16 protein-coding genes and 1 pseudogene are annotated in these 11,240 nt (G+C 39.7%); 11 read left to right on the top strand and 6 right to left on the bottom strand.

Annotation, left to right across the window (positions count from 1 at the left end; genetic code table 11):
• Window positions 1-113: 113 nt before the first annotated feature.
• On the bottom strand, window positions 114-476 hold the full coding sequence (locus G399_RS0110745; protein WP_006008910.1) for a hypothetical protein: 363 nt from the start codon (window positions 474-476) through the stop codon (window positions 114-116).
• Window positions 477-521: 45 nt separating this feature from the next.
• Window positions 522-779 carry a hypothetical protein gene (locus G399_RS0110740; protein WP_026843650.1) on the bottom strand — a complete coding sequence of 86 codons (258 nt, stop codon included), beginning with the start codon at window positions 777-779 and terminating at the stop codon, window positions 522-524.
• A 218-nt stretch (window positions 780-997) separates the two neighbouring features.
• On the opposite strand from G399_RS0110740, the gene G399_RS22015 reads away from it, so the two are divergent.
• The 5 genes from G399_RS22015 (at window position 998) to G399_RS22775 (ending at window position 4,473) form a co-directional block, all read left to right on the top strand.
• Complete coding sequence (locus G399_RS22015) at window positions 998-1,144, top strand: hypothetical protein (protein WP_006011303.1); 147 nt, start codon at window positions 998-1,000, stop codon at window positions 1,142-1,144.
• Between the two features lie 145 nt (window positions 1,145-1,289).
• Complete coding sequence (locus G399_RS0110730) at window positions 1,290-2,609, top strand: type II toxin-antitoxin system HipA family toxin (protein WP_006011304.1); 1,320 nt, start codon at window positions 1,290-1,292, stop codon at window positions 2,607-2,609.
• Window positions 2,606-2,887, top strand: coding sequence for a helix-turn-helix domain-containing protein (locus G399_RS0110725; protein ID WP_006011305.1), 282 nt, complete (start codon window positions 2,606-2,608; stop codon window positions 2,885-2,887). The genes G399_RS0110730 and G399_RS0110725 overlap by 4 nt, the downstream gene beginning before the upstream one ends.
• Window positions 2,888-3,234: 347 nt before the next feature.
• Entirely contained in the window at window positions 3,235-3,447 is a 213-nt protein-coding gene (locus tag G399_RS22990; RefSeq protein ID WP_081585790.1) for a DUF4158 domain-containing protein, read from the top strand.
• Window positions 3,448-3,549: 102 nt separating this feature from the next.
• Window positions 3,550-4,473: a DUF4158 domain-containing protein gene (locus G399_RS22775; RefSeq protein ID WP_006011306.1), complete on the top strand. Its 924-nt coding sequence runs from the start codon at window positions 3,550-3,552 to the stop codon at window positions 4,471-4,473.
• Window positions 4,474-4,513: 40 nt separating this feature from the next.
• Here the strand turns inward: G399_RS22775 and G399_RS0110715 are convergent, their stop codons facing one another.
• A complete protein-coding gene (locus tag G399_RS0110715; RefSeq protein ID WP_006011307.1) occupies window positions 4,514-4,699 on the bottom strand; it encodes a hypothetical protein in 186 nt (61 codons plus the stop codon).
• Between the two features lie 150 nt (window positions 4,700-4,849).
• Here G399_RS0110715 and G399_RS22010 point away from each other — a divergent pair, with 150 nt between their 5' ends.
• The 4 genes from G399_RS22010 (at window position 4,850) to G399_RS0110695 (ending at window position 6,436) form a co-directional block, all read left to right on the top strand.
• The gene (locus G399_RS22010; protein WP_006011311.1) at window positions 4,850-5,002 is read left to right on the top strand and encodes a hypothetical protein; all 153 of its coding nucleotides are present in this window, start codon (window positions 4,850-4,852) and stop codon (window positions 5,000-5,002) included.
• Window positions 5,003-5,150: 148 nt separating this feature from the next.
• Entirely contained in the window at window positions 5,151-5,702 is a 552-nt protein-coding gene (locus tag G399_RS21280; RefSeq protein ID WP_006011313.1) for an alpha/beta hydrolase, read from the top strand.
• A gap of 168 nt (window positions 5,703-5,870) precedes the next feature.
• Window positions 5,871-6,242 (top strand): hypothetical protein, encoded by a 372-nt coding sequence (locus tag G399_RS21275; RefSeq protein WP_148277400.1) that lies wholly within the window; start codon window positions 5,871-5,873, stop codon window positions 6,240-6,242.
• On the top strand, window positions 6,239-6,436 hold the full coding sequence (locus tag G399_RS0110695; RefSeq protein WP_006011316.1) for a helix-turn-helix transcriptional regulator: 198 nt from the start codon (window positions 6,239-6,241) through the stop codon (window positions 6,434-6,436). Before G399_RS21275 ends, G399_RS0110695 begins: the two co-directional genes overlap by 4 nt.
• Before the next feature lie 145 nt (window positions 6,437-6,581).
• Here the strand turns inward: G399_RS0110695 and G399_RS0110690 are convergent, their stop codons facing one another.
• The 3 genes from G399_RS0110690 to G399_RS0110680 all read right to left on the bottom strand — a co-directional run bounded on the left by G399_RS0110690 (window position 6,582) and on the right by G399_RS0110680 (window position 10,052).
• A complete protein-coding gene (locus tag G399_RS0110690) occupies window positions 6,582-7,052 on the bottom strand; it encodes an NfeD family protein (protein ID WP_006011317.1) in 471 nt (156 codons plus the stop codon).
• Between the two features lies 1 nt (window position 7,053).
• Window positions 7,054-7,995: an SPFH domain-containing protein gene (locus G399_RS0110685; protein ID WP_006011318.1), complete on the bottom strand. Its 942-nt coding sequence runs from the start codon at window positions 7,993-7,995 to the stop codon at window positions 7,054-7,056.
• 167 nt (window positions 7,996-8,162) lie between these two features.
• Window positions 8,163-10,052: a glutathionylspermidine synthase family protein gene (locus G399_RS0110680; RefSeq protein ID WP_006011319.1), complete on the bottom strand. Its 1,890-nt coding sequence runs from the start codon at window positions 10,050-10,052 to the stop codon at window positions 8,163-8,165.
• Window positions 10,053-10,330: 278 nt separating this feature from the next.
• On the opposite strand from G399_RS0110680, the gene G399_RS0110675 reads away from it, so the two are divergent.
• Both G399_RS0110675 and G399_RS20575 read left to right on the top strand, forming a co-directional pair.
• The gene (locus G399_RS0110675) at window positions 10,331-10,774 is read left to right on the top strand and encodes a SirB2 family protein (protein WP_006011323.1); all 444 of its coding nucleotides are present in this window, start codon (window positions 10,331-10,333) and stop codon (window positions 10,772-10,774) included.
• A gap of 167 nt (window positions 10,775-10,941) precedes the next feature.
• Window positions 10,942-11,240 (top strand): annotated as a pseudogene (locus G399_RS20575) (RNA-guided endonuclease InsQ/TnpB family protein); the annotation flags it as partial.

Genomic DNA, 11,240 nt, shown 5'->3' with positions numbered 1-11,240 from the left:
CGTTCCTTATGTCTGCTTTTTTATTCAAATTTATCGTTTTACTGTGAATGAAAATGATAATTGAGTAGCAAAAGTCAGCCTACTTAAAGTGAATCCATATGAATCGCATAGGCCTATGTATATTTAACTTCAAATCGGTCATCATAGTTATGAAGAACTAAAGATTGCTTTATCTTTTCAATTTCTTCTAACTCAACCTTGCGCAGATCGATTTTGTAGTCGCTAAATCGAGCTTTGATTCTCAATACATTAGCATCAAAAATAATCAATTCTAATGTATTAATATGTGGAGCAGGTAAATCATGCCCTTCAAGAGAAACTTTTGTTCCGCGCTCCTCATCTGGCAGGGCAAATTCATAAAATAATGTTCTGTGTAGTAAAAGAGTTTTAATACAACCATCTCCAACATCAAGAGCAAATGAAATAATGAGATCTTTTTCCGTTTCCTCAATATCCATAAAGCTAACCACATCCATTAATTCCACCCCCACTGTTCAAGTGATTTCGATACTACTTCAATGCTAATGCTCATTAATTTTTTGTTCGATTTTCTTACTGTAATGTTCAAGCTGATGTTTATCTAGGGTAATGTCGAAAGCCTCTGTCAGTACCGCTGCAACTATCCTGATTATTGGCTCTTTCAAAATACTAGAGGACGATAGTATATCAATTGCCTCAGTATAATATCCATCAAGGCCGTTAACGGCAGATGCTTGCTCGCCAAGAGGATTCCACTTTTCCAGTATGTTTGCGACGGACATTATTAATTCTTCTTTCACAGTGACCTCCTAACGAAATTTAACGCAAAATAACGGTTTACAATATAAAGGCACGAAGCCACAGCCATTACCTGAAATTTAAAGAGGCTTAAATCCTACTATTAATTGAACAATAAATACAAAATGTTTTCTAAACCACAGTGAATCTAAGCGCTATGTTTCCTGCGACTTAGTTCGCATTCGCCCCTTGGCAAAGCGCTATCATTAAAGGAGGAGTCATGGAGTTACAATTTAAAACTGTTTCAGTGACAATCAGTGGTGATTACTATCAAGTGTTATTTCATGATGACTTAGATGTCGATGATGAGCCTTACTTTATGATTCAAAGGCAATTTGAATTTCCAGAGGGCAACCTTGATAATTAGCTTACTGATGCCAAATAAGAAATGTCTACTATACTAGACAGAATTATGTTGAAAAGAAATTATATGTACGTTATATTAGACAATGTATTGTAATTACAGCGCTAATTGCAAGTTATGTTAGACATTGTGCTTTGCAAGGTGAGCTATGAAATTGACCCTACAACTATTTAATGAAAACCGTTGGCAAGACGCATTTGAAATAGACATTGCTTCGCCTGAACTAGGTAAACTCAGCAAGCTAACCCTGAAACCCTTATTTGATTATGCGGTTAATTATTTTGGTGAGGCAGGATCACGAAGCTTTACCGCAAAGGTCAGTGTAAATCCAATGGACACAAAGACTTATTCAAGTTGGCCTGCCGTATTTGAAGACATTATGCCGATGGGATATGCACAAACAATATGGCTAAATATGCTTAATCTGCAAAACAGCCCCGTATCGGAACAAAATATAGCGCTATTAAAGCAAGGTACGATTGCACCAATTGGCAATATGCGAATAAAGGAATCAATTGAAACCGCTCTAAATGAACAAGTGGGTCAATTAGAGCAGATGCGGTTTAACAAAGATAAAGCTATTGAGCGAGATACTGATTTTCTTGATTACTCCCGCCAGCGTGGCGCAGTATCAGGTGGCGCAACTGGTGCTGGCGGCGCCGCTCCTAAGCTTCTATTAAGACAAAATGATTTGAATGAAGTTTGGGTAGATACTGAGCAAAATGACAACACAACGGATCGGCATTATTTAGTAAAATTTCCACGTAATCAAGGGGAAATAGATAAGGATATTTTACGTACTGAATATCACTATTACCATGAATTGGCATCACTTGGATTTAATACGATAAGCACTAATGCTATGGAATTACATGAAGGGATTAGAAACCCTTCGCTCTGGCTCCCTAGATTCGATAGGGAGATGGTTGAAGGTACCGTTCATCGCTATGGTGTTGAATCTGTTTACTCATTAGTTAACGCAGCATCTGGCAGCTATCTTAAACATGAAGACGTACTAGCAAAGTTAGCCACGGTAATAAATACTATGACAGCAACTGAGCTTGCTGCACAATACCTTAAACGTGATTTCTTAAATATAGTGTTTGGTAATTCAGATAATCATGGCCGCAATACGTCAGTTTTGAAAAAGGACGACAAAATATATTTAGCGCCAATTTACGACTTCGCTCCAATGAAAGCTGATCCTGAAACTATTCCAAGAACAACAAATTGGAATAATGAGTTCCAACAGGCAGGAAACATAAATTGGTTAGCTTTGTGTGAGTCACTATCAGCTTACGGTGATCCGGCTTACTTTAAAAATGAACTGCGGGAGCTGGCGCTTCAACTTGAAAATTTACCTGATCGGCTAGCAAAGCGAGGTGTCCCTGGTAGTATTTTAACTATGCCGGTAATGGGTTTTGAACATTTGACAGATAAATTGGGGCAATGGGAGTTAATACCATGAAACGCAAACATGATGTTGATCGCTTTGAAATTAAACAAAAGCTAGTGGGTGATATGCTAGCTGGCACTAAAACGATGGGCGAGGTTGGTAAAGCACTGAGAGTTGATGCCCTTAAAATGTCTCAGACGAATGTTTGCAAATTAACGGGCTTAAGTAGACAAGTAGTAAGTGATATTGAAAACGACATGGGCAATCCTAGACTAGACAGCTTACAGGCTTACTTCACATTAATGGGGCTTGAGTTAGCGGTGCTTCCACGAGAACGCAGTGAGCTATAAATCACACAAACATATTTAAAACCTGGGATAGAGACTGTGCACATAATCTAGGTGCGGTAGACGACAATTTAGCGCTGGATTGGAAACGACATTAGAGATGTCATTTTAGGCCACCTGCAGAGGTGCGGTTCTAGCTTCTATGAGAGAGTCGACCCGCTTTCACAATTGAATACAATATCGCGGTAGCCTTTGCATCTTTTACTGTATGTAGGGTTCTGGGGACATTCCGTCCGCTAAAGACATAATCGCTGTAAGCCCTTGCCTTTCAAGCCCTGCCGAAGGGTATCAAATTTCTTAATAGCAGAATGTTGTTTATTACACTATCACAACCCTTTTGAAGTTTATCTATGGCATTCAAAGAACGAATCAGAATCCTTGTCGATTCTGAAATTAACGTTCTCTACGGCCCTCCCAAATACTCTATCGAAGTACAGCGATTATATTTTGCTCTGAATGACGATGAGGAACGGGCCGTTTCTTCTATCCGAAATCGCTCCCATAAGTGCTTTTTTATCGTTCTACTTGGGGTTCTAGGGATTTTCCCCTCTAAAGTAACATAAATCGCTATACTCATCGCTTTTATTGGCTTGCGGGACTGGGTTACTTTCAAAAAAAGTGTCAAATTATGCGTTTATCAACCTTTTAAATGTAACTTGTCCCTTATGGCTATAAAAAATGAACTGTCTATTCTGACCAAAGCTGAGCAGGCTGATCTGTATTCACCGCCAACATTATCACTTGAACAGCAACGCTTATATTTTACACCAAACGAGATTGAGCTAACAGAGTTGAAAAGTTTTCGGTTAAGAAACCACCGATGTTATTTCATTGCTTTGTTAGGTTATTTTAAGTCTAAACCAATTATTCTCGCGCCCAGCTTTAGCCTTATTTTTGATGACATGCAGTTCATTTCAGCTCAAATTCAAGGAAGTAAAGGAATAAGGCCCTTCAGTGTCAATAAAGTGCAGCGAGACCGAATATACTTGCGAATACTGCGTTTACTAAACTATCAGAAATGGGATGAAAGCCGACATTTTACGCCCTTGTTCGATCATCTTGTTTTGATAGGCAATGCTTGGCTAGAGCCTCGTTATTTGTTTGATACTGCCACTGAATACTTAGCCCTTCATAGAATTGCCATCCCCAAATATACGGTATTGCAAAGGCTGATTAGTCGTGTCATTCAACACGTCAAAAAATCTCTGAATAACACGCTACGCCAATATGTGCAGCGGGCACTCAATCGAGGTGAAGCTTGGCATTTTTTAAGGCGTGCTATTGCATCGGTTAATCGTGATCAGTTTCGAGGAAAAAATGAAACCGAAATCGTCATATGGAACGAGTGTGCCCGATTGACGGCAAATGCTATCATTTACTTTAACTCGATGGTCCTAAGCCATTTACTGTTACACTTCAAGGAAGTAGGTGACGAGGAAAAAGCAGCCATAACTCGACAAGTCTCCCCTGCGGCATGGCAGAATATTAATATGAGCGGTACTTATCAATTCGCTAATGACCATGAGTTACCTGATTTACAGCCAATAGCGAAGCCTATTGTTGATAATAGCGTCCAAAAAGAGAAGTAACCCATCTCTGTAAGCCACTATATAAAAGGGGTATAGCGATTTATGTTACTTTAGAGGGGGAAATCCCTAGAACCCCATATTTTAATAGCGCCATGGCGTTATCATTACATATGATAGCTTCTTGCTCTGGCCGTTCGTCTAGCAAGCTATCCAGTATTGTGCTGATGATTTCAAAGACTGCGCCGAGTTCGTCGGCAATGTCTTCTCTTATCTGTTCTATATCCATTCTGTTACTGCTCCTAGTTAAGTAATTGAGACCGATATTATCAGTTTAGCCTCAGCACCGGTAACTGCACCTTGGCATCGTGTTGTGTCAACTATTGGAAGTGGTTTAACGATACGGAAATATACCGCATCTAAAATCATCTGAACCTCTATGAACAATAATAAACGATTAGTCGTTGCCTTAATTTTACTTTTATCGAGTGGCTGTGACGCAGACCAACAAACGCAAGAAAATTTACCTTCAGCAGTCAAGGTGAAAAAGTCATCTTCAGGCATCTGTCACGACGAATCTAGCGCATCATAACCAGCGCAACCGCCTCTTGCTTAAAATCGTTTGGATATTTTTTTAAAATGCGTTTAGTCATTTTGACACCTCAATAATTGGAGTTTATCCTTTATTAAACTGTCCGGCTAATTCAACCACAACAGTCGCAGCTGGATCGTCTTATCGCTTGCATGATTTGACGCCATCAGATCCTGATTGGAGCGGCTGGCCTGATGAAATGTTAACGTCAGAGAGTATTGGCGGGGGTCCTGACTTTCGTGACTTTCTGTTAAACACTCTAAAACCCTTAATCGAAAGTCGTTTTCCTGTCGATGCCTCAAATTCAGTGTTATTTGGACATTCTTTTGGCGGTCTTTTTGCCCTAAATACAATGCTAGAGGCACCAGGTGCTTTTGCGAATATCCTTTCACTAAGTCCGTCGCTTTGGTTTGCTGAGCGCCGTATTTTGAAAACGCTACAAAAACGCCTTGAAAATGCAGTCAAATTTTCCGAAAAAATTGCAATTTATGTCGGTGGGAGAGAAGAAAACATTGCGAGTGAATCATCTCGAATGACAAGCAATGTAGAGGCTCTAGGAAAAATTATTGCAGCACAGAAATCAAATTTCGGTGGCAGCGATATTCAGGTACTAGCGGATAGAACACATCATAATATTCTAGGTCAGGGAGTCACTATGGGCTTGGAGTTTCTTCTTTCCCATGAAAGCAGGAAAAAGTAAGTTCAGAGATTCAAATGACACTCTTTCTGTAAAGCAATAACGTCTTTATGTAAATATTGCTTGACATTGGCCGGACAAGGCTATAATGTAAAGCTAACTTGATATAAAGACTAAGAATCTATACATATGAACAAATTAAGCGCTTCAACATCGGAAAAGACAAAAGGGATGAAAAGTTCAATTTTTGTTGCATCGACATTTATTTGGATAGGCATGATGATTTTTATAGATAAAGGAATTCTCTATGGGTGGTTTGCGTCAGACATGCAAATCAATTTGCTTATTGCCTTTGATACCATACTTGGCATTGTGGTTATCTTTATGTTTATGAGCCTATTAAAATCTATGGATGAGTTGCAACGAAAAATTCAATTTGATGCACTTGCATTTTCGATGGGTACAACCTTTGTTGCATCAATAACCTATTCATTGCTTACTACAGCGCAAATTGTCAGGGACTCTGAAACATCAGATCTTATATTAATCATGACTTTTTGTTATATGGCCTCTGTTATCTACGGGCAGGTAAAATACAGATGAAAAATAGGTTAAAAGTTCTGCGGGCTGAGCGTGATTGGACTCAAGCTGATCTTGCAAATAAGCTTGACGTGAGTCGTCAAACTATTAACTCAATAGAAAAAGACAAGTACGACCCCAGTCTACCTTTGGCATTTAAAATCGCACGTCTTTTTCAGCAATCTATTGAATCAATTTTTCTTGATAATGAAGCTTAGTTTTCTTTAGCTAGAAGGATAGGGGCATGGATAAATCAAACAGAATAGCTCAATGCTGTAGATAATTATAAAAAAAGACGACAGTAGAAAAACGCTTATCAAATGATACGGTCTTCCTGCGTCGTCTTTATTATTTAACAGCCTACTAAGCTTCTTTTGCTCTGATCAGCAACGAACCAACATCAGCCTTTACGACTTCTACCACGGTTCCTTTTACTAAGTCTTCGTGAGCATTTAAATACCAACTGATACCAGAGAATTGGTATTTAGGCTTTTGTTTGATTGGCAGCGCAGCTTCAACATTTTCTGTTAACACAAAGGTATGTCCTATGAGGTCAGAATCGGCGCGATGATAATCAACGGTATTTTGTAATTTTGACAGTCTTTTCCATAGCAGCGCAGCAAATACAGCAGTGAAAACGGCAATTGAAATTATCGTCCAAGTAAATGTTTCTGGAATTAATCCTGCCCACATAATTATTGCTGTAGCAATAGCTGCTAAGCCAGTAAAAGTCAGGAAAAATGTGCTAAAACCCAATACGACAACTTCAACGATTAACAGTATGACACCTATAATTAATATTGTTTCAATTAAGTTGTTAGCAAACCATCCCATATTAGACTCCTTTTTTAGTCATCGCATTGATGATGCTTGTTGCTTGTGCAACAACGGATGCGATATCCGTACCTGAGTCGGGTAAAAGTACGACACTCGACTCTTTGGCGATGGCTTTCTTAGCTTCAATTGCTCTTGTTGCGAGATCAAGTTGAATTGCCTTTTGGCCTTGCTCAGTATTGGCTGCTTCACCTACTTTTCTTAAGGCTTCGGCTTGGGCCTCTGCGACAGCGACTATTGCTGATGCTTCACCTTGCGCTCGCAATATTTGTTCTGACTTGTCAGCTTCAGCGGCCAATACAACAGCGGCTTTTTGACCTTCAGCGCGGTTAATCGCAGATTGTCTATCACCTTCAGATTCTAAAATCTGTGCGCGTTTCACCCTTTCGGCTTTCATTTGCGCTTCCATCGCTTCCATAATAGAACCCGGCGGAATGATGTCTTTAATTTCATATCGCATCACCTGAATTCCCCAAGGGCCAGCCGCTTGGTTAATTGCTGTTACGATGTTTAAGTTCAATATGTCTCTTTCTTCAAAGGTCTTGTCCAGTTCCATTTTACCTAATTCAGAGCGCATGGTGGTTTGCGCTAATTGTATTACGGCAAACGCATAGTCCTCTACGCCATAGGTCGCTTTGTAAGGGTCCATTACTCGAAAATATAAAACGCCATCAACCATTAATGAAATATTATCTTTGGTGATTGCGCTTTGTTCTTGTACATCGACGGCTTGTTCCTTTAAAGAACGGTCTGCTGAAATACGGTCAATGAAGGGTAAAATGAAGTTTAGTCCAGCTTCTTTAGTCGACTGGAATTTACCAAATCGCTCGATAACAAAGACTCTGTTTTGTGGCACAAATTTAATGCTGCTTCTCAACAACACTAAAACCAAGATGATAATGGCAACTTCCAAGGTCAAGATATAATTAAACAATATTTCCATGTACTACTTCCTTTCTGTCGGTTTAATATTACGATTAGTTATAGACACCTTTGATCATAGCTTATAAGTAACTATTTAGCATTGTAATAACAATCGCTAAGAGGCTTTTTTAAACTGTAAAGCTGGAACTGGAGAAGTATGCGTATTACCGGCTATTATAATATATTTTATATAGCTTCATCTTCTTGCACTCGCAATGCCATGCAGTCGCTATCTTTGCCGATAATCATGGAGGAGTCTACTCGAACACCGCTGCCTGAATAATTACCTGATACGGCGAATGTACAGACTTGAACATAGTATTTTCCTATTTTAGGAAGCGGCCAAAGTTGTTGGTAAACGTAATCACGCCCACCAAAGTTGCCTCCTTTTTCAGCTAATGTCTGATTGTTCTCATCCACGAGCTGGATATTCGCGCCGCATCTGCCTACAACTGGCTTCGAAACGAAGCCTTTTTGCTTCAATTCATCGCTCAGCTCTAAACTTGTTTCAAGCAACCATGGATGGTTTGGAAATAGCGCCCACAATATAGGCAGTATGGCTTTATTACTTGGTATTAAAGTCCACATGGGTTCATATACCATGATTTCTTTACGCAACAGCACATCAGCAAGCTTTGGCGTTTGACCGGCACTGGTATTTGAATTGTTAATAAAACGTTTATCTGTCGGATCCACCATTTCTTGACGAAGTTGCTCTAGGGCTGTTTCCCAAGCCCACGTTTTCCAAATCCATTTGAGGGGCACTCCAGTAGCGTCAACAATCACACCGTCCTCGTTCCACTTCAATGAGTCTAAGCCAACCACTCGTTCACATTCTAGGCCGGCGGCTTGAATGGCTTCTTGCATAAATAAGGCGTGGTAATCCTCTTCAGGATCGTTATCTTGAAGGACGTGAACTTTGCCTTTTACATCGCTTTTTTTCCATGCAGCGACAAGGTCAGTAAATAAATTTTTACCTGCATCATGGCCCCGCTTTATATTTAAGTGTTTTGCCCACCTACCTTGAATTTTACCTACCTCCATGTAACACGAAGCTGAATCACAATTATATTCGTAAACTTTTAAGCCATTTTCAGACAAAGCAAAATCGAACCGGCTAGTGATAAGTTGATTTAAACGGTTGTCCCATGATTGTCTAATACGTGGCAAAATACCTTCTGGAAAGCCAAATGCTTCAAGCATCTCAGGGTGTTGAAGCACATAGTCTGTTGCATGCATAAACATACCGTGCAATTCGTCGGTGGCTGTCTCTAAAAGCGCTTCTGCAGTTTGTGAAATATCGTAATAATAAGTAAAGTCTTCTTTTACAGAACTTAACCAGTGTCCTTTCATCATTTTGACATACGCGGCCTCATCCTCATTGGCGATGTTCAGCCAAGGCCGAGGATTTGTCGACGCTGTTTTATGTTGATGCAGATGTAAGTTATAAAATTCTGCGTTGATTTCAGGCGTGTCTTCGCTATGTAATGGATTTTCAGTTTGTAGCATCCAACCTAAAATCTGGCCTTCTTTGGGTGGACAATGAAGCCAAAAATCGCCTTGCTCGCCAATTTTTACCGTAATTTCTCGCGAGTAAGCACAGCCTTCTTTCCATTTCACAAAATCCATATTTTGCTCAACGATCCGAATGGCATGCGGCAGTACTTCACTGACTATTGCTACATGACCGGTATGCTCAAAATCACCACCTTCGTCCCAAATCAACATAGCCCCAGGTTCTGGATGACGCAAAGATCCGTTTTTAAACGCTTTTAAAGCTAACGTTGTGTTGCTTTGAATTTCCCGCACGTCTCGAAGATTAAATATTTCATATGCCATACTGACATCGTTAAATATGTAGCCTTTATTAACATAAAGCCAGCGCCGTGCAAATTCGACGCATTGCCATTTGTAGCCCATATATATACCGTCATAGTAGCTGCGATATGCCGAGCGGTTGGGGTATTCAGCTTCGTTAGCCGTTTCATAATCACTTGAGTAAGAACAAACGCCACCAGCGGCAACACCGAGTAAGGTGCCAAAAATCGTTGGTTTAGCGTCAACAGAAGAGGTCATAGGATGGTTCCAAAGTTCGTGTTCAAATGACTAAATATTGCTTGTGAAATAGTAATTTCGAGAGCATAGACACTATTGTTTATGCGCGCAAGAAATGCTTATTTAAATAGCAATAAAGTTGAGTTGTGCTCTTTAATTAATCTGCCGGCATGCAAACAAACTAATTTAACTTGGTATCTGTATGAAATCCTAATAGTATAGTTTATATCGAGTTGTTGATGTGCAGATTGCCTTCAATCAGTAAACAAAAAGAATAAAAACGCCAAGGAATGAACGCCATGTACATGCTAGTTAAACACGCCCATCTCACTATAATTTTGCTTACCTTTGTTTTGTTCATCATTAGCTTTGTGTTGACCATGAAAAAGTCAGAAATGGTCAATAACAAGCTTTTAAAAATAGGACCGCACGTTCTATATACTTTATTTGTTATTACCTTTGTTTACATGGTCGCAGTTAATCCTTTGAACTTGTACCCATTTGTAAATGGCTGGGCATCATCTAAGCTTGGTGGCTTTGTGTTATATGTTTTATCGATCACTCTTGCACTTAAATGGGCTAAATCAAATTTATGGCGTTTTGTAGGGTTGATTAGTGCGATTTTTTGGTTGGTAATGAGCGCTAGATTAGCGTACGCAGATCGCCTTAAAGTAAAAGGGTCTGTTGAAGATCCAAATGCTTATGTTGAATTTGTACAGTCGGCGCTAGTAGCTATCTGTTGAATACCCATAAGCGCAAGTAAGTCGTAAAATAAGGTAAGATAACTCTTCATCCTGGCGAGTTATCTTACTCAAGTTTACCGAATTGCGCGAAAAGCTCCTTCCTTTAGGTGGGGGATGGATAGCGCGTAACGCTTGTGTTATACCTAACAGCTGTATATATTAACAGTATGAAAACAACCTTTTCAAAAACCATCAAAGTCCGTGTTAAAGATAAGCGTGTAAATTTGCTTAACCAGCAGGCTAAAAGCGTAAATTTTGTGTGGAATTTTATCAATGAAACCAGTCATCGGTTGATAAAAGAACGGGGTGTTTTCGCGTCCGATTTTGATATTCAAAAATACACCAATGGTGCGGGGAAAATGCTTGGTTTGCACAGTCAAACGGTGCAAGAGGTAAGTAAAGAATACGTCAACCGACGAAAGCAATTTAAGAAAAACCGATTGAAATGGCGCAAATCTCATGGCGT

Origin of the sequence: Brumicola pallidula DSM 14239 = ACAM 615, from assembly GCF_000428905.1 — a bacterium.
Lineage (GTDB): Bacteria > Pseudomonadota > Gammaproteobacteria > Enterobacterales > Alteromonadaceae > Glaciecola > Glaciecola pallidula.
This window is presented reverse-complemented; position numbering and strand designations above follow the sequence as displayed.